Genomic DNA, 16,286 nt, shown 5'->3' with positions numbered 1-16,286 from the left:
CGGCCTTCCTGATCGGATTGTCCGGCGCCGCTTCAGCCCGAGTCTCGCGGTGTGATACCGCTTGGGTCAGCTGAAACAACACTGCCGCGAAATGCTCCAATGATACGCGGTGCATGCGCAGGTGCGATCAGAAATACATCAAATGCAGCGGTGGCTCCGCCTCCCTGCAATTCGATCAGTCGATCGGCGCCGTTGCCGTCGGCGGACGCCGCTCATAGACTTCCTTCCACGATCGATCGACCGAGCCAAGCAGCGCAGCGCCAGTCACCAGCGCTGCGCTTGCGCCGGCACTAGCTGCGGGCGGTTGTCCCGCCAACCACCACCCCCGCTTTCTTCTCGATCGGCTTGATCGCCGCGGTGAAATCGGAATCGGCGCCTTCCGCGCTGATCACGGTCTCCCACAACCGTCCCACCGCGTCGGCGACCTCCATCGACAGGCCGAGCTGCTTCATCTCCTCCAGCGCCAGCCGCACGTCCTTCACCATCAGTCCGGTGGCGAAGCCGAAATCGAAGCTGCGCGGCAGCACCGCGCGCGGAAACTTGTCGCGGCTCGCGGTGTTCATGCCCGAGCCGGCGTTGATGACGTCGATCATCACGGCGGGATCGAGCCCGGCTTTCACGCCCATCACGACGGCTTCGGACGTCGCCACGATGGCGGTGGCAGACAAAAAATTGTTGGCGAGCTTCATGGTCTGCGCCGCGCCAGGCTTCTCGCCGATGAAGAACACTTTTCCGATGATTTCGAGCGCGGGTTTGAGCAGCTCGAACTCGGCCTTCGGCCCCGAGACCATCACTGCCAGCGTACCCTTCTCGGCGCCGCCGACGCCGCCGGAGACGGGGCAGTCGATCTGTACGATGTTATGCTCGGCGAGCAGGCCGTGAATCTTCGCCGCCATCTGCGAGCCGACGGTGGAGAGATCGATGAAGCGTTTTATGCGGCTTCCTTCGATCACGCCGTTCGGCCCCGTCGCAACCGCGAGCGAAGCCTGCAGCGAGGGCAGGCTCGCCATGACAGTCTCGACCTGGTCGGCGACGTCCTTCGGCGACGTCGCCGCAGTGGCGCCACGCGCCACCAGCTTGTCGACGACCTCCTTGCGCGTGTCGAACACGACGAGCCGGTTGCCCGCCTCGATCAGCCGCCGCGCCATCGGGAAACCCATGTTTCCGAGGCCGATGAATCCGATGTTCATGGTGTTTCCTTTTTGCTTTGTTGTTGGCGAACAGCGCGTCCTGCTTTCGGCGTCGTCCCGGCGAAAAGGCCGGGACGACGTGGAGAGGGCCTACCCCCTCACGGCTTACCCCCTTACGCCTTGCCGTCGATCTCCGCGAACACCTCGCGCGCGATCCGAAAACTGTCGACCGCGGCCGGCACCCCGCCATAGATTGCGACCTGCATCAGGATCTCGCGGATCTCGTCGCGGGTGACGCCGTTGGTAAGTGCGCCCTTCAGATGCGCGCGGAATTCGTGCTGGCGGTTGAGGATCGCGATCATGGCGATGTTGAGCATGCTGCGGGTCTTGCGCGGCAGCTCCTCGCGGCCCCACACCGTGCCCCAGCAATATTCGTTGAGCATCTCCTGGAACGGACGGTTGAAATCGTCGACGCTCTTCAGGGCATTGTCGACATAGGCCTCGCCCAGCACCGCTTTGCGGACTTCCAGGCCCTTGTCGTGCATCTTCTTGTCCATGGCGTTTCCTTCGTTTTTCTTGGATGGCGGCCCGGAAATTACGGGGTTGCGGCGGGCCAGTCACGTCCTCGTGTTATGCGGGAAAAGGGGTCTCTCCCGTACAGGAACGGATGCCTCAGTGCTGCCGTTGTGGTACGCTTCTCTACCGGGCAACCTGGAGAGTTGATTGAACGGCGTCACCCCCGACCCGTCAGACCCGATCCGCGATGGCGACGCTCTGTCGCGGCTGAAGCTGGCGCAGGCCCTGCAGCGGGCCATTTATGCCATCGCATGGGAGCGTGCCTGGCCAAATTTGGCGCGGCTTCTCACCGTCGTCGGCCTGTTCCTGGTGGTGTCCTGGGCCGGCCTCTGGCTGGCGCTGCCGTTCATTGCCCGCGCCATTGGTCTCGTCGTTTTCGCCGGCATCGCGATTGCCGTCCTGTTCCCGTTGGTTCGCTTCCGCTGGCCGGGCCGCGAGGAGGCGCTTGCCCGGCTCGATCGCGGCTCCGGCCTCCGTCATCGGCCGGCCACCACGCTGACGGACACGCTGACCTCGCAGGACCCGGTTGCGCAGGCGTTGTGGCAGGCGCAGCGCGTGCGCACGCTGGCTTCGATCAAGCGCATCCGCGCCGGTCTGCCGAACCCGCGGCTCGCTCTGCACGATCCCTGGGCGCTGCGCGCGCTGGTCATGGTGATGCTGGTTGCGACCTTCTTCGCCGCCGGCGACGAGCGTGCGATGCGGCTCGTGGCCGCATTCGACTGGAACGGCGCGCTGGCGCCGACGAACGTTCGCGTCGATGCCTGGGTCACGCCGCCGCTCTACACCGGCAAGCCGCCGGTGATCCTGTCGGCCGCGAACAAGGAGGCTGCGGCGCTGCCGGCCAGCGGTCCGCTTGCCGTTCCCGCCGGCTCGACCCTGATCGTGCGCTCCTCCGGCGGCAGCCTTGATGTTGCCGTCTCCGGCGGCCTCAAGGAGGTCGCCCCCACTGAAGCCACGCCCAAGGGCACCAACGAGAAGCATTTTACCATCGCCGGCGACGGTACCGCGCATGTCCGCGCGCCCTCAGGCCAACCGCAATGGGCGTTTGCGGCAACGCCGGACCGCGCGCCGACGATCGCCCTCGCCAAGGATCCCGAGCGCCAGGCCCGCGGCGGACTCCAGCTCTCCTACAAGATCGAGGACGATTACGGCGTCACCGGCGCCGACGCGCACATCGGCCTGCGCCCCGCCGATGCCAAAGATGGCAGCAGGGACGACACCAAGGCGGCCGCGCGGCCGCTATTCCAGCCGCCGCAATTCCCGCTCGTGCTGCCGAATGCGCGCACCCGCAACGGCGTCGGCCAGACGGTGAAGGACCTCAGCGAGGACCCCTATGCCGGCGCCGACGTCACGCTGACCCTCACCGCCAAGGACGAGGCCGGCAACGAGGCCAGGAGCGAGCCCTTCAACATGCGCCTGCCCGAGCGGCTGTTCACCAACTCGCTCGCGCGCGCGCTGATCGAGCAGCGCCGCATCCTCGCACTCGACGCCAACAAGAACTCGGATGTCTACACCGCGCTCGACGCGCTGATGATCGCGCCTGAATTGTTCACGCCGGATGCGGGCTGCTATCTCGGCCTGCGCAGCCTGGCGCTCCAGCTGGAAGCGGCCCGCACCGACGACGCGCTGCGCGAGGTGGTGGGAAGCATGTGGGCGTTCGCGGTCACCATCGAGGACGACGGTGTCGCCGGCAGCGTCAACGCCGCGCTGCGCTCGGCGCAGGACGCGCTCAAGCGGGCGCTGGAACGCGGCGCCAGCGAGGAGGAGATCAAGGCGCTGACGCAAAAGCTCCGCGAGGCGATGGCCGGCAAGGTGCGCGATCTCGCCCGGCGCGCCGAGCAGAATCCGCTTGGACCCCGGCAGCCTTTCCCGGCAGAGGTTCAGCTCATCCTCGACAAGGCGGTCGAGCTGCGACAAAAGACCCAGCATGCCACGCCCGAGCAGCTCGAAGAGCTGGCGCAGCAGCAGGATGTCTTGCGCCAGCAGCTGCAGGCTTATCGGAAGTCGGCGGGCAGTCGGGCGAAGGGGGGCGAGGACGGGACCAATCAGTTTACGCGGGATCGGAAATGCGGAAGCTAGCGCGCGTGCCAGTCTTGAAGGCGATGTCGATCGCCTGTCTTGCCCTCCTCCTGGGAGGCTTCCCCGCTGCCGTTTCGGCCCAGCAGGATCAGGATCCTGACGCGCTGCTCGATAGTGCGGAAAAAGCGATGCAGGATTCCGGCGACAGCCTCAGGCAAAAGGAGTCCGGACGCAGCCTGAACAATCAATCCGATGCGATTCAGAAGCTCGAGGACTACAAGCGCGCGACGGAAAAAAGCCAATCCTCCAATCGCGATCGTTCCGTCATCACGCAACGCGATCTGGACGAGCTCTTGAAGCAGATCGAGAAGGCGGCGCGCGAAGGCAATCGCGAGGCGGCCCAGCGCATGCTCGAGCAGCTTGCGCAGATCATGGAAAATCTCCAGATGGCGCAGCCCGGGCAATCCGGCGACAGCGACATGGAGCAGGCGCTCAACGAGCTCAGCGACATGATCCGCAAGCAGCAGCAATTGCGTGACAAGACTTTCAAGCAGGGCCAGGATTCCCGGCGTGAGCGCTCGCGCGGCAAGCAGCAGGGCGATCAGTCGATGTCGGACCTTCAGCAGGACCAGCAGTCGCTGCGCGACCGCCTGAAGAAGCTGCAGGACGAGCTCGCCAAGCGCGGCCTCGCGCAGAAGGGGCAAAAGGGTCAGAACCAGAAAGGGAAGCAAGGTCAGCAGGGCGACCAGGGACAGCCGGGCCAGAATGGCGATCAGGACGGCGACCAGGGCGATGACGACGGCAGTCTGGACGCCGCCGACGGGGCCATGGGCGATGCCGGCTCGCAGCTCGGCGAGGGCAATTCCGACGGCGCCGTGGACTCGCAAGGCAAAGCTCTCGACGCCTTGCGCAAGGGCGCGCAGAAGATGGCCGAGGCGATGCAGCAGGGCGATGGCGACGGGCAGGGCGAAGGTCCCGGCAATCGTGCCGGCCGCCAGCAGAGCGGCGGCAATCAGACCGATCCACTCGGTCGCCCCCTTCACGGCCGCGATCTGAGCGACGACTACACGGTCAAGATCCCCGGCGAGATCGACGCCCAGCGCGTCCGCCGCATCCTCGAAGAGCTCCGTCGCCGCTTGGGGGATAGCTCGCGCCCGCAGATCGAGCTCGACTATATCGAGCGGCTGCTGAAGGATTTTTGAGTTCTCTGTCATCGCCCGGCTTGACCGGGCGATCCAGTACTCCGAGACGGTTGTGATTCAATCGAGAGGCCGCGGCGTACTGGGTGCCCCGGTCAAGCCGGGGCATGACAGCGGAATACGTGGTGACCGCCCGCTACCCCTTCTTCGCCGCCAGCGCATCCGCCACTGCCGTGCGGATGTCGGCGACCGAGAACGGCTTGGTCACGACGTCATGCACCAGCGCATTGAGGTTCGAGGCGCGCTCGCGCTGGTCGGCAAAGCCGGTCATCAGCAGAATGGTCAAATCGGGAAAATCGCGTGCGACGGCAAGCGCCAGCGCGATGCCGTCCATCACCGGCATCTGGATGTCGGTGAGCAGCAGATCGAACCCGCCGTCGGCGCGGGTCAGGATTTCAAGCGCCTCGGCGCCGTCCTGCGCGGTGACGGTCTCGTGGCCGTCCATGGCGATGGCGCGCGCCACCAGCTGGCGCATCGAATCCTCGTCGTCGGCGATCAAGATTTTGGGCATGAGACCAACCTTTGGACCAACCTTGGGACCAACCTCGCGACCAACTTTCCCTGCGACACCTGCGAAACCGATTATACGCTGCCGCCGGCGATGTCGCGCCGGTTGAAGAAGCGAACGTCGATGTTGCGGCCCTCCGGCGGCGGCGAGGCCAGGCGCGAGCGGAAGAAGGCGCGCTCGCCGGGCTGTAGCACGGTCTGCTCCAGAACGGTGTTCCAGGCGTAGATCTCCGCGCCTTGCGCGTCGCGCACCGCGAAGCGCAGCCTGGGAATGTCGAGCGGCTTCTTGCCCTGGCCCACGATCACGCCCTCGATCACCAGTACCTGTTTACCGTCCACAGTCTCGCTGGAGAGCCTGACGTCCTTGAAGGCCAGTCCGCGCAGATTAACTTCGAGGCCGACTATCTTGTAGAAAGCAGCCGTCTGCGGCAGCAGCCGCACCATGTCGCCGCGCCAGATCACCAGTGCCAGCACCAGCGCGCCCATGGCGGCGCAGGCGATCGGTAGGCCGAAATGGGATTTTCGCCGCGCCGTGGCGGCGACCGGGCGGCTCACCCGCGCGCCGCGGCGGCCAAACAGGCCGCGGAACCAGGACTGGTGCTGTTCGCCGACGACGTCCTCCTCGACGGACCGGGCCGCCGCCGACCATTCGTCCTCGGTGTCCCTGGCTTCCTCGTCGGGCCAGTCGCTGGCGATCGAGGGGCTGTCGACGACGGGCGCATCAGTGGCACCGTCGTCCTGGGCATAGGAGTTCCACTGCTCGGCGAGATCCGACTGGTCGTCGGCCTGGCTGGCCGCGGCCATGGCCGGTATGGACGCCTCCTCGATGGCATCCTCGGCATGGGCGACCCAGGTTTCCTTGCAACGGGAGCAGCGGACCGTCCGGCCATTCGCCCCCAGGCTCGCAAGCTTGATGGCGTAGGATGTCGTACAATGAGGGCAGACGATATGCATGGACGAGCCTTGATGCATGGACGAGCTTAACGATGACACGGTCGCGGAGACCGAGGGGCAAGGATGCTGCCAATTATGCTACAGAGCGACCGTTAACGAACCGGAAACCATAACGGCCGCAAAACCCGTTGATCGCGTGTGGCGGAGCACAACCGTGTGGCCCGCGGCCTCTCTCGAACGGAGCTGAGCTTGGTTCGGTTCGAAAATGTCGGATTGCGTTACGGCCTGGGGCCCGAGGTCCTGCGCGACCTCAGCTTCCAGATCCCGGCGCATTCCTTTCAATTTCTCACCGGCCCGTCCGGCGCCGGCAAGACCTCGCTGCTGCGCCTGCTGTTCCTGTCGCATCGACCGACGCGGGGCCTCGTCAACCTGTTCGGCCACGACATCTCGCAGCTCGGCAAGGACGAGATCGCGGACCTGCGCAAGCGCATCGGCATCGTGCTCCAGGATTTCCGCCTGCTCGACCACATGACGACCTATGAGAACGTCGCGCTGCCGTTCCGCGTCATGGGCCGCAGCGAATCGAGCTACCGCAAGGAGGTCATCGACCTCCTGCGTTGGGTCGGGCTCGGCGAGCGCATGGATGCGCTGCCGCCGATCCTGTCGGGCGGCGAGAAGCAGCGCGCGGCGATCGCGCGCGCCGTGATCTCGCGGCCGCAGCTGCTGCTCGCGGACGAGCCGACCGGCAGCGTTGATCCGACGCTCGGCCGCCGCCTGCTGCGGCTGTTCATCGAGCTCAACAAGTCAGGCACCGCCGTCATCATCGCCACCCACGACATCGGCCTGATGGACCAGTACGAGGCGCGGCGGCTGGTGCTGCACCAGGGACGGCTGCACGTCTATGAATAGGACCGACGAGCGAGGCGTGCTGGTCGATCTCGGACAGGAGCGTCCGCAGCTTCCCGCCAGGGCGCGCAACATGTCGCCGATCGTGCCGCGCGCCTCGATCCACGGCCGCGCGCTGGTTGCCGTCGTCGCCATCATGACGTTCCTCGCTTCGATGACGACGGGCACGGTGCTGCTGGTGAGCGCCTCCGCCGCCGAATGGCAGTCCGACGTTGCGAGCGAAATCACCATCCAGGTCCGGCCGCAGACGGGCCGCGATCTCGAACGCGACACCGCGGCGGTGACCGAGGCCATGCGCGCGCAAGCCGGCATCGTCGAAGTCAAGCCGTTCACCAAGGACGAGAGCGGCAAGCTGCTCGAGCCCTGGCTCGGCACCGGCCTGTCGATGGACGATCTGCCGGTGCCGCGCATGATCATAGCGCGCGTGCAGCCCGGCACGGCGCTCGATCTCGGCGCCCTGCGCGCCCGCGTGACCCAGGTGGCGCCAAGCGCCAGCGTCGACGATCACCGCGCCTGGATCGAGCGCATGCGCTCGATGACCAACGCCACCGTGCTCGCCGGCCTCGGCATCCTCGCGCTCGTCATCATCGCCACCATCATCTCGGTGTCGTTCGCGACCCGCGGCGCCATGGCGGCGAACCGTCCAATCGTCGAGGTGCTGCATTTCGTCGGCGCCGGCGACCGCTATATCGCCAACCGCTTCCTGCGCCATTTCCTCAGGCTGGGGCTGGAGGGCGGCGTGATCGGCGGCGGCGCCGCCATGCTGGTGTTCGGCTTCTCCGAGTCGATTGCAGGCTGGTTTTCCGGCACCCCCGTCGGCGACCAGTTCGCCGCGCTGCTCGGCACCTTCTCGCTGCGGCCGTCCGGCTACATCGTGCTCGCGGTGCAGGCCGTGCTGATCGGCGCCATTACCGCGGTCGCCTCGCGCCAGACACTGTTCGCGACGCTGAATGATGTTGATTGAGTCCGATAAACCGGACTCCACTTCGCCTCAAAACGTCCTAAAATCATCCAGGGAAGGGACCACCGACATCGCATGACCTCGCCGACCGACGATCGATCGCCGAAACTCCCGCGCGGCTGGCTGCGCGCGGCCGTGATGTCGACGATTGCGTTCGCCTTCGTCGGCGCGGCGGCGGGCTTCATCGCGTTCCTGTCGCAATTGCGCGGCGCCGAGATCGCGCCGGACCGCAAGGCGGACGGCATTGTGGTGCTGACAGGCGGCTCCTCGCGGGTGTCGGATGCGATGGAGCTGCTCGCTGCCGGCTATGGCAGAAGGCTCCTGATCTCCGGCGTGCACCCGACCTCGACGGCGAGCGACATCTCCCGGACGTTGCCGGAGAACCAGTCCTTCATGCATTGCTGCGTCGATCTCGACCGCACCGCGGTCTCGACCCGCGGCAATGCCGCGGAAGCGCGGCGCTGGGCCGACGGGCGCGGTTTCAGGTCGCTGATCGTGGTCACCTCGAACTATCACATGCCGCGCGCGTTGGTGGAATTCTCGCATGCGATGCCGGAGACGAAGCTGATCCCGTTCGTGGTGGTCGGCGACAAATGGCGCGAGGAGCCGTGGTGGACCTCGGCGTCCACCTTGCGGCTGCTGCTGTCGGAATATGTCAAGTACATCGCGGCCGAGCTCAGGGTGCGGCTGGAGGATTTCGGGATTGACCTTTCGCCCGAGATGTCGGAGCAGCCTCCCGGGCTGCAGCCGAAGCGGCCCGCCACCGCACAGGCCAATTGATCGGCAACTGATCGGCAATTGATCGGATACTCGATGTTCTTGATTTTCCTGCGATCGCTCGTGTTCAACCTGCTGTTCTACACCGTGCTGGTGTGCCTCGCGATCGTGGCGCTGCCGACCTTCGCATTGCCGCCGCGCGCCATGCTCACGGTCGCGCGATGGTGGGCGAAGGCGACGCTATTTCTGATGCGCCTGGTCTGCAACATCAAGGTGGAATTCCGCGGCGTCGAAAAGATCCCGACGGGACCGTTGGTAATCGTTGCGAAGCACCAGTCGTTCTGGGAGACGTTCGTCCTGCCGGGTTTTTTCGACCGTCCGATTTTCATCCTCAAGCGTCAGCTCATGCAGATTCCGGTGTTCGGCCAGTTTCTGGTCAAGACCGGGATGATCGCGATCGACCGCAATGCCGGCGTCAAGGCGCTTCTGGACATGACGCGGCGGGCGCGTGAGGCGGTGCGCAGCGGCGGCCAGCTCGTGATCTTCCCGGAAGGCACGCGCCGCGCTCCGGGCGCGCCACCGGACTACAAGACCGGCTTTGCGCAGATCTATTCGTCCTGCGGCGCGCAGTGCCTGCCGATCGCGCTCAATTCCGGCCTGTTCTGGCCGCGCCGCACCTTCATGCGCTATCCCGGCACGCTGGTTGTGGAGTTCCTCGATCCGCTGCCGTCTGGCCTGCCCAAGGATGAGTTTCTCTCCCGCGTGCAAACGGCGATCGAAGACGCGACCGGGCGCCTGGTCGAAGCGGGCCGCAAGGAGCAGGAGCAGCTGATCGGCTCGGCGCCGAGCTATGCGCCGTCGGAGAGCTAGCGGTTCTCTCGATCTTCCACCGGAGCCGGCGCGTGCGCAGAATGCGCATCACCATGCAGCATTGTGGCAAGCTGATGCAGCGGCGCATCGCGAAAACCTTCGGCCTCGATTGCTTTCACGGTCGCGGTCACGTAGTCGCGGTTGGCGCCGGACTGGCCGTGGCCCTGGAGCACGTGGCGATGCTGGTCGATGAGAGACAGCCGGCCGGCATATTGCACGTGGCCGCGGTCGACGACATAGGCGAGTGCCGAGACGCGCTGCCGCGCATCGTTCTCCAGCCACACCGAGCGCATGACTTCGCGATAGACCGACGTCACCTGCTCGCGCGCCCGCAAGTAAGCGACCACATCGGCGCGGCTCTTCTCGGCGACACGGAAGGCGATGCCGCGGCAGGCGCCGCCGCGGTCGAGGCCGAGCACCAGACCCGGCTTCTCCGGCGTGCCACGGTGCACGAACGAATAGACGCAGAGCGCGCGATGCTCGCCGACCAGCCGCGCCGGGACGCGCTCCCTAAATTCGAAGCCGGGCCGCCACATCAGCGAGCCGTAGCCGAACACCCACAGGTCGCCCTTGGCTGTGGTGACGGAGGGGAGGGTGATTTCCGACATTTCGGGCACGGCTACCAGACCCGCGCCCCCAAGCGAAGCGAATTCTCGGCCTTTCGTCGCAGCCGAACCTCGCTTACATTTGCCATCATCTGGGGTCAAAGGGTCGCCGCATGTCCGATATGACCGTTGCCGCAGGCCGGCGCTCCCGTTGGGGCCTTTTCATCGCACCCGTTATCCTCCTGATCCTCGCCGTCGCGTGGAGCTGCTTCTGGTTCTATGCGGCGTCGCAGGCGGAAGTCGCCGCCGACGCCTGGCGCGCGCAGGAGGCCAAATCCGGCCGCATCTATGATTGCGCCAAGCGCTCGATCGCGGGCTTCCCGTTCCGCTTCGAGGTCCAGTGTTCCGATGCCAGCGTCGCCCTGGTGTCGCAGAACGCCAGCAAGACACCGTTCACGGCCAGGCTCGACAACATCCTGGTCATTGCCCAGGTCTACGATCCCAAGCGTGTCATCGCCGAATTCTCCGCGCCGGCGACGCTCACCGACGGCGTCACGCAAAACACCTTCGTGGTAAACTGGAGCAAGGGCCGTAGCAGCGTGGTCGGCCTGCCCGCCGTGCCCGAGCGCGCTTCCATCGTATTCGAGGACCCCACCGTCAACCGGCTCGACGGCAGTGTGCAGGTGCCGCTCGCGCGCGCCAAGCAGATCGAGCTGCACGGGCGCCTCGCGGATGGATCGCCGTCCGATCATCCCGTGATCGAGACCGTGCTGCAGATCGCGCAGGGCAGCATCCAGGGCGTTCATCCGCTGCTTGCCGAGCCGTTCGAGGCCGACACGCGCGCGAAGATCACCGGACTGTCCGACCTCACGCCAAAGCCGTGGCCGCAGCGCTTCCGCGAGATCCAGGCCGCGGGTGGTCACATCGAGATCGTGCAGTCGCGGATCCAGCAGGGCGAGATGATCGCGGTCGCGGCCGGCACGCTCGGGCTCTCGGCCAATGGCCGACTCGACGGCGAATTGCAGATGACCGTGACGGGCCTCGAGCGCGTGATCCCTGCGCTTGGCATCGAGAAGATGCTGGAGGAGGGGGTGCCGCAGGCCACCCTCGATCGCGTCGCGCCCGGCGTGAAGTCGCAGGACCTCAATAATTTGTTCGGTGCACTCGATCGCGCCGTTCCGGGCCTCGGCAAGGTCATCAAACAGAACGCCAATGCCGGCGTCGCCGCCGGTATCAATTCGATCGGCACCGAGAGCACGCTGGAAGGCAAGAAGGCCCGCAGCTTCCCGCTGAAGTTCGTCGACGGCGCTGTGCTGCTCGGCCCGGTCAAGGTCGGCCAGATTCCGCCGCTGTATTGATTCCTCCGTCATTGCGAGCGAAGCGAAGCAATCCAGGCTTTCTCCTCGGAAACAGTCTGGATTGCTTCGTCGCTGCGCTCCTCGCAATGACGGAGGAGAGAGGGGTGGGCTACGGCTTTTTCAGCGCCGCATGCGGCCGGCCGAAATCTGCGGCGGCCGAATCCTGGCCGATCTCGACGATGCCGCGGCGGATGGCGCGGGTGCGGGTGAAGTGGTCGAACAGCGCCTCGCCGTCGCCGCGGCGGATCGCACGCGTCAGCTTGGCGAGGTCCTCGGTGAAGGTGCCGAGCATCTCCAGCACGGCCTCCTTGTTGGCGAGGAAGACGTCGCGCCACATCGTCGGATCGGAGGCCGCGATGCGGGTGAAATCGCGAAAACCGCCGGCGGAGAATTTTATGACCTCCGACTCCGTCACCTGCGCCAGCTCGTCGGCGGTGCCGACGATTGTGTAGGCGATCAGATGCGGCAGATGGCTGGTAATCGCGAGCACGAGATCATGATGATCCGGCGTCATGACCTCGACCTTGGCGCCCATCGCCGCCCAGAACGCGCGCAGGCGATCGGTGGCAGCGGCATCAACGCCCTCCGGCGGGGTGAGGATGCACCAGCGGTTGATGAAGAGCTCGGCGAAGCCCGAATCGGGGCCCGAATGCTCGGTCCCAGCGACGGGATGCGCCGGCACGAAATGAATGCCCTTCGGCAGGTGCGGCGCCATATCCCTGACGATGGCGCCTTTGACCGAGCCGACGTCGGAGATGATCGCGCCGGGCTTGAGATGCGCGGCGATCTCCTGCGCCACCGGCCCGCAGGCGCCGACGGGAATGCAGAGGATGACGAGGTCGGCGTCCTTCACCGCTTCTGCATTGGTCGCCACGACCTGATCGACGATGCCGAGCTCCAGCACGCGTGCGCGCGTCTTCTCCGAGCGCGCGGTGGTGACGATCTCGCCGGCCAGGCCTTGGAGCTTTGCAGCGCGCGCGATCGAGCCGCCGATCAGGCCGAAGCCGATCAGCGCGACGCGCTGGAAGTGCGGGTTCGCGCTCATCTGCCGGCCATGAAATCGCGCAGGCCCTCGACGACGAGGCGGTTGGCCTCCTCGGTTCCGATGGTCATGCGCAGCGAATGCGGCAGGCCGTAGTTCTTCAAGCCGCGCAGCGCCAGCCCACGCTTGGTGAGGAAGGCATCGGCCGCGTCCGAGGTCTTGCCCTCGGTCGGGAAGTGGATCAGCACGAAATTCGCGACGCTCGGCGTCACCTTCAGCCCGAGCTTGCCGATCTCCTCGGTCAGCCAGTTGCGCCAGGTCTCCGTGAACTGCTTCGACATGGCCTGGTGCGCGGTGTCCTCGATCGCGGCAACGGCAGCGTACATCGCCGGCGTCGACACGTTGAAAGGACCGCGGATGCGGTTGACCGCGTCGATGATGTGCTCGGGGCCGAACATCCAGCCGACGCGCAGCGCCGCAAGACCATGGATCTTGGAGAAGGTGTGCGTCACCACCGTGTTCTCGGTCGTCGCGACGAGCTCGATCCCCATCTCGTAATCGTTGCGCGAGACGTAGTCGGAATAGGCGGCGTCGAGCACCAGCAGGACGTGCGACGGCAGGCCGGCGCGCAAACGCTTGACCTCGTCGAACGGCAGATAGGTTCCGGTCGGGTTGTTGGGGTTGGCGAGCCAAACCAGTTTGGTGCGCGGCGTCACCGCCTTGAGAATGGCATCGACATCGGCGGTGAGGTTCGTCTCCGCTGCGACGACGTTCCTCGCACCGACCGCCATGGTGGCGATCGGGTAGACCAGGAATCCATGCGTGGTGGAGATCGCCTCGTCGCCCGGGCTGAGATAGGTGTGGGCGAGCAGGTTGAGGATCTCGTCCGAACCGGCGCCGCAGATGATGCGGTTGGGATCGAGCCCGAAGGTGCGGCCGATCGCTTCGCGCAGCACGCGCGAGGTGCCTTCCGGATAGTCTTCCAGATGATCCGCTACGTGCTTGAACGCCGCGATCGCCTTCGGTGAGGGCCCGAACGGCGTCTCGTTGGCCGAGAGCTTGAACACCTTGCGGCCCGGCTCGGCGACCGGGCTCTTGCCGGGCGTGTAGGGCGCAATATCGAGAATGCCGGGATTCGGCACGGGGCGTGACATCTTCAACTCCGGAGTGGCCTAAGCGGTTCGCGACTTACGATTTCGACCCGGTCGGGGGCACCGTATAGCGCGTTGCGTGGCTGCCGACGAGGGCCGTGGAGCGCACTGAGGCCCCCGCTTCGATCAGGGCAGCCTTGATCTTGTCGAGGCTGCTCGCCGCGGTGATCGAGACCAGCAGCGCGGCGCCATCGAAGGCGGTATCGGGCACGGCCACGATCTCGGCGAGCGGCGACAGGGCGCGCGCGACCTCGGCGTTCCACCCCGACACGCGCACGCTGAAGGTCTCGACCTCCGTCACCAGGGCGCTGTCGGCGACGCGCGAGACCGCGAACACGGGCAACGCCGCCGGATGGTCGGCGCGCTCGACGAAGGGTAGCCGCGCGATGATCTTTGGCGCGCCGCTTTCCTCCAGCGACAGCCACCACGGCGTGCGGCTCGAGGTCGCCGACACCAGCGCCAGGTCGCCCTTGGACTTCGCGACCGCCTCGACCGCCGCCTGCGCGCTGAAATGCGCGACGTAAGGCACAGTGAAGCCGAAATGGAAGCGCGCGGAATCACGCATGGCCGGCTCGCTCGCCGAGATGTCGGCGTGTACCGAGAACGGCGCCTGGACATAGGTGAAGGTCGCGATGATGACACGCCAGATGCTCTCGACTGTGTCGAGCGGCAGGATGCCGCGATGGCGCTGGACGAGGTCACGCATCATGGCGGCCTCGCGCGCCGGGCGGAACGCGGAGCCGACCTCCTGGGTCTGCTTCACCTGGATCAGGCGGTCGATGATGTCGCCGCGCTGCATGAGGAGGCGATGCATGCCCTCGTCGATCGCGTCGATCTCCTTGCGCAATTCCTGGAGCGATGGTGGAGCGGGCGGACGTTGGGACATATCTGACAGGCGTTTGTTGAGAGCCGTTCCAATGCGGATCAGTCGAGCCGTCACCGCTGCGATCGATGTCCTGATTAGGCAGTCAGGGCGGCGAAAGCAAAGAGAAATGCAAAGGGAAATCGGGCCCTTTCCGCCGGCGGCGCGACAGGCGAATTTGGTTGATCCGGACCGCGACTTGACGAAAACCGTCCAAGCCGGTAGTTTTTGCCCGTTCCGTGGTCATTTGAGCCGGCCGGCTTGCAGCCACGTTAAAAAACTCGCTAAACAGGCCGGGGACCCTTTCGATCCCGGCCGAACCTATCGTTCAGGCCGGGTTTTTCATGGCCTGATGTCAATGCGGTCACCACTACGATCGCAAACGAGGTCGATGGTCAGATGGTTGGCGTCCAGTCAATTCCGAGTCCCGCGATCACTGCCGACGAGCGGTCGCACGAGGTGGATCATCCGAGCTCGCAGGTCGCGCAGTTCGGCACGGAGCAGCCGCTGCGGCTCGATTGCGGTGTCGATCTCAGCCCGTTCCAGATCGCCTACCAGACCTATGGCGAGCTCAACGCCGATCGCTCCAACGCCGTTCTGCTCTGCCATGCGCTGACCGGCGACCAGCATGTCGCCAACGTACATCCCGTCACCGCCAAGCCCGGTTGGTGGGAGACCCTGGTCGGCCCGGGCCGCCCGCTTGATCCTCAACACTACTTCATCATCTGCTCCAACGTGATCGGCGGTTGCATGGGCTCGACCGGTCCGGCTTCGATCAATCCCGCGACCGGCAAGGTTTGGGGCCTTGATTTCCCTGTCATCACCATCCCCGACATGGTGCGCGCGCAGGCGATGCTGATCGACCGGCTCGGCATCGACACGCTGTTCGCGGTCGTCGGCGGCTCGATGGGCGGCATGCAGGTGCTGCAATGGACCGCGGCGTATCCGAGCCGCGTGTTCTCCGCGCTGGCGATTGCCTGCTCGACGCGGCACTCGGCGCAGAACATCGCGTTCCACGAGCTTGGCCGGCAGGCCGTGATGGCCGATCCCGATTGGCACAGTGGCGGCTATGCCGATCACGGCCTCCATCCGCATCGCGGGCTCGCCGTCGCGCGGATGGCGGCGCACATCACCTATCTCTCGGACGCCGCGCTGCATCGAAAATTCGGCCGCCGCATGCAGGACCGCGAGCTGCCGACCTTCTCGTTCGACGCCGACTTCCAGGTCGAGTCCTATCTGCGCTACCAGGGCTCGTCCTTCGTCGAGCGCTTCGACGCCAACTCCTATCTCTACCTGACCCGTGCGATGGATTATTTCGACATCGCCGGCGACCATGGCGGGGTGCTGGCGAAGGCGTTCGCTGGAATCCAGACCCGCTTCTGCGTGGTCTCCTTCACCAGCGACTGGCTGTTCCCGACCTCGGAATCGCGGGCGCTGGTGCACGCGCTGAATGCCTCGAGCGCGCGGGTGTCGTTCGCCGAGATCGAGACCGATCGCGGTCACGACGCCTTCCTGCTCGACGTGCCCGAATTCTTCGATATCTCCCGCGCCTTCCTGCAATCGGCAGGCAAGGCGCGCGGGCTCGCCGCCAGGAATGCTTAACAAGGAC

The 16,286-nt window shown here is 65.9% G+C and carries 16 protein-coding genes and 1 riboswitch; of the genes, 8 read left to right on the top strand and 8 right to left on the bottom strand.

The annotated features are described in order from the left end of the window. Window positions 1-290 precede the first annotated feature (290 nt). The gene (locus QCM77_RS23170) at window positions 291-1,190 is read right to left on the bottom strand and encodes an NAD(P)-dependent oxidoreductase (protein WP_279685037.1); all 900 of its coding nucleotides are present in this window, start codon (window positions 1,188-1,190) and stop codon (window positions 291-293) included. 113 nt (window positions 1,191-1,303) lie between these two features. Then, window positions 1,304-1,687 carry a carboxymuconolactone decarboxylase family protein gene (locus QCM77_RS23165; RefSeq protein ID WP_279685035.1) on the bottom strand — a complete coding sequence of 128 codons (384 nt, stop codon included), beginning with the start codon at window positions 1,685-1,687 and terminating at the stop codon, window positions 1,304-1,306. Window positions 1,688-1,853: 166 nt separating this feature from the next. Between QCM77_RS23165 and QCM77_RS23160 the strand changes: the two genes are divergently transcribed. Together QCM77_RS23160 and QCM77_RS23155 are read left to right on the top strand one after the other, a co-directional pair. Then, on the top strand, window positions 1,854-3,785 hold the full coding sequence (locus QCM77_RS23160; RefSeq protein ID WP_279685034.1) for a TIGR02302 family protein: 1,932 nt from the start codon (window positions 1,854-1,856) through the stop codon (window positions 3,783-3,785). Continuing rightward, the gene (locus tag QCM77_RS23155; protein ID WP_279685032.1) at window positions 3,773-4,927 is read left to right on the top strand and encodes a DUF4175 family protein; all 1,155 of its coding nucleotides are present in this window, start codon (window positions 3,773-3,775) and stop codon (window positions 4,925-4,927) included. The genes QCM77_RS23160 and QCM77_RS23155 overlap by 13 nt, the downstream gene beginning before the upstream one ends. Window positions 4,928-5,060: 133 nt before the next feature. Here the strand turns inward: QCM77_RS23155 and QCM77_RS23150 are convergent, their stop codons facing one another. Continuing rightward, window positions 5,061-5,435, bottom strand: coding sequence for a response regulator (locus tag QCM77_RS23150; protein WP_279661542.1), 375 nt, complete (start codon window positions 5,433-5,435; stop codon window positions 5,061-5,063). 71 nt (window positions 5,436-5,506) lie between these two features. Beyond that, on the bottom strand, window positions 5,507-6,385 hold the full coding sequence (locus QCM77_RS23145) for an MJ0042-type zinc finger domain-containing protein (protein ID WP_279685031.1): 879 nt from the start codon (window positions 6,383-6,385) through the stop codon (window positions 5,507-5,509). 189 nt (window positions 6,386-6,574) lie between these two features. On the opposite strand from QCM77_RS23145, the gene ftsE reads away from it, so the two are divergent. From ftsE to QCM77_RS23125, 4 genes are all read left to right on the top strand, one after another. Then, a complete protein-coding gene (gene ftsE / locus QCM77_RS23140; protein ID WP_279685030.1) occupies window positions 6,575-7,234 on the top strand; it encodes a cell division ATP-binding protein FtsE in 660 nt (219 codons plus the stop codon). Continuing rightward, window positions 7,227-8,195 (top strand): cell division protein FtsX, encoded by a 969-nt coding sequence (locus QCM77_RS23135; protein WP_279661545.1) that lies wholly within the window; start codon window positions 7,227-7,229, stop codon window positions 8,193-8,195. Before ftsE ends, QCM77_RS23135 begins: the two co-directional genes overlap by 8 nt. Window positions 8,196-8,267: 72 nt before the next feature. Further along, complete coding sequence (locus tag QCM77_RS23130) at window positions 8,268-8,972, top strand: YdcF family protein (protein WP_279661546.1); 705 nt, start codon at window positions 8,268-8,270, stop codon at window positions 8,970-8,972. A gap of 33 nt (window positions 8,973-9,005) precedes the next feature. Then, window positions 9,006-9,779 (top strand): lysophospholipid acyltransferase family protein, encoded by a 774-nt coding sequence (locus QCM77_RS23125; RefSeq protein WP_279661547.1) that lies wholly within the window; start codon window positions 9,006-9,008, stop codon window positions 9,777-9,779. Here the strand turns inward: QCM77_RS23125 and QCM77_RS23120 are convergent. Beyond that, a complete protein-coding gene (locus tag QCM77_RS23120) occupies window positions 9,776-10,387 on the bottom strand; it encodes a gamma-glutamylcyclotransferase (RefSeq protein ID WP_279661548.1) in 612 nt (203 codons plus the stop codon). The genes QCM77_RS23125 and QCM77_RS23120 overlap by 4 nt on opposite strands. A 110-nt stretch (window positions 10,388-10,497) precedes the next feature. Here QCM77_RS23120 and QCM77_RS23115 point away from each other — a divergent pair, with 110 nt between their 5' ends. Beyond that, on the top strand, window positions 10,498-11,682 hold the full coding sequence (locus tag QCM77_RS23115) for a DUF2125 domain-containing protein (RefSeq protein WP_279685028.1): 1,185 nt from the start codon (window positions 10,498-10,500) through the stop codon (window positions 11,680-11,682). A gap of 109 nt (window positions 11,683-11,791) precedes the next feature. On the opposite strand, the gene QCM77_RS23110 is transcribed toward QCM77_RS23115, so the two are convergent. Genes QCM77_RS23110 through QCM77_RS23100 form a run of 3 tightly spaced genes read right to left on the bottom strand, consistent with a single transcriptional unit; the run spans window position 11,792 to window position 14,701 of the window. Further along, the gene (locus QCM77_RS23110) at window positions 11,792-12,727 is read right to left on the bottom strand and encodes a prephenate/arogenate dehydrogenase family protein (RefSeq protein ID WP_279661550.1); all 936 of its coding nucleotides are present in this window, start codon (window positions 12,725-12,727) and stop codon (window positions 11,792-11,794) included. Then, window positions 12,724-13,818: a histidinol-phosphate transaminase gene (gene hisC / locus QCM77_RS23105; RefSeq protein ID WP_279685026.1), complete on the bottom strand. Its 1,095-nt coding sequence runs from the start codon at window positions 13,816-13,818 to the stop codon at window positions 12,724-12,726. Before hisC ends, QCM77_RS23110 begins: the two co-directional genes overlap by 4 nt. 34 nt (window positions 13,819-13,852) lie before the next feature. Next, the gene (locus QCM77_RS23100) at window positions 13,853-14,701 is read right to left on the bottom strand and encodes a chorismate mutase (protein ID WP_279661552.1); all 849 of its coding nucleotides are present in this window, start codon (window positions 14,699-14,701) and stop codon (window positions 13,853-13,855) included. A 205-nt stretch (window positions 14,702-14,906) separates the two neighbouring features. Beyond that, window positions 14,907-14,986, top strand: a riboswitch (SAM riboswitch). 90 nt (window positions 14,987-15,076) lie between these two features. Here QCM77_RS23100 and metX point away from each other — a divergent pair. Next, a complete protein-coding gene (gene metX, locus QCM77_RS23095) occupies window positions 15,077-16,279 on the top strand; it encodes a homoserine O-acetyltransferase MetX (RefSeq protein ID WP_279661553.1) in 1,203 nt (400 codons plus the stop codon). The last annotated feature ends 7 nt before the right edge of the window (window positions 16,280-16,286 follow it).

The organism is Bradyrhizobium nivariense (assembly GCF_029846695.2).
In the GTDB taxonomy this organism is placed as follows: Bacteria; Pseudomonadota; Alphaproteobacteria; order Rhizobiales; family Xanthobacteraceae; genus Bradyrhizobium.
Note: the sequence above shows the minus strand (reverse complement) of the source record. Positions and strands in the feature narration are given on the sequence as shown.

Excerpts from the sequence above, each read along its gene's own strand:
- QCM77_RS23145 (WP_279685031.1), bottom strand. The coding sequence starts at position 6,385 with ATGCATATCGTCTGCCCTCATTGTACGACATCCTACGCCATCAAGCTT.
- QCM77_RS23120 (WP_279661548.1), bottom strand. The coding sequence starts at position 10,387 with ATGTCGGAAATCACCCTCCCCTCCGTCACCACAGCCAAGGGCGACCTG.
- QCM77_RS23110 (WP_279661550.1), bottom strand. The coding sequence starts at position 12,727 with ATGAGCGCGAACCCGCACTTCCAGCGCGTCGCGCTGATCGGCTTCGGC.
- metX (WP_279661553.1), top strand. The coding sequence starts at position 15,077 with ATGGTTGGCGTCCAGTCAATTCCGAGTCCCGCGATCACTGCCGACGAG.
- QCM77_RS23135 (WP_279661545.1), top strand. The coding sequence starts at position 7,227 with ATGAATAGGACCGACGAGCGAGGCGTGCTGGTCGATCTCGGACAGGAG.
- QCM77_RS23115 (WP_279685028.1), top strand. The coding sequence starts at position 10,498 with ATGTCCGATATGACCGTTGCCGCAGGCCGGCGCTCCCGTTGGGGCCTT.
- QCM77_RS23170 (WP_279685037.1), bottom strand. The coding sequence starts at position 1,190 with ATGAACATCGGATTCATCGGCCTCGGAAACATGGGTTTCCCGATGGCG.
- QCM77_RS23130 (WP_279661546.1), top strand. The coding sequence starts at position 8,268 with ATGACCTCGCCGACCGACGATCGATCGCCGAAACTCCCGCGCGGCTGG.
- QCM77_RS23150 (WP_279661542.1), bottom strand. The coding sequence starts at position 5,435 with ATGCCCAAAATCTTGATCGCCGACGACGAGGATTCGATGCGCCAGCTG.
- QCM77_RS23165 (WP_279685035.1), bottom strand. The coding sequence starts at position 1,687 with ATGGACAAGAAGATGCACGACAAGGGCCTGGAAGTCCGCAAAGCGGTG.
- QCM77_RS23100 (WP_279661552.1), bottom strand. The coding sequence starts at position 14,701 with ATGTCCCAACGTCCGCCCGCTCCACCATCGCTCCAGGAATTGCGCAAG.
- QCM77_RS23125 (WP_279661547.1), top strand. The coding sequence starts at position 9,006 with ATGTTCTTGATTTTCCTGCGATCGCTCGTGTTCAACCTGCTGTTCTAC.
- QCM77_RS23155 (WP_279685032.1), top strand. The coding sequence starts at position 3,773 with ATGCGGAAGCTAGCGCGCGTGCCAGTCTTGAAGGCGATGTCGATCGCC.
- hisC (WP_279685026.1), bottom strand. The coding sequence starts at position 13,818 with ATGTCACGCCCCGTGCCGAATCCCGGCATTCTCGATATTGCGCCCTAC.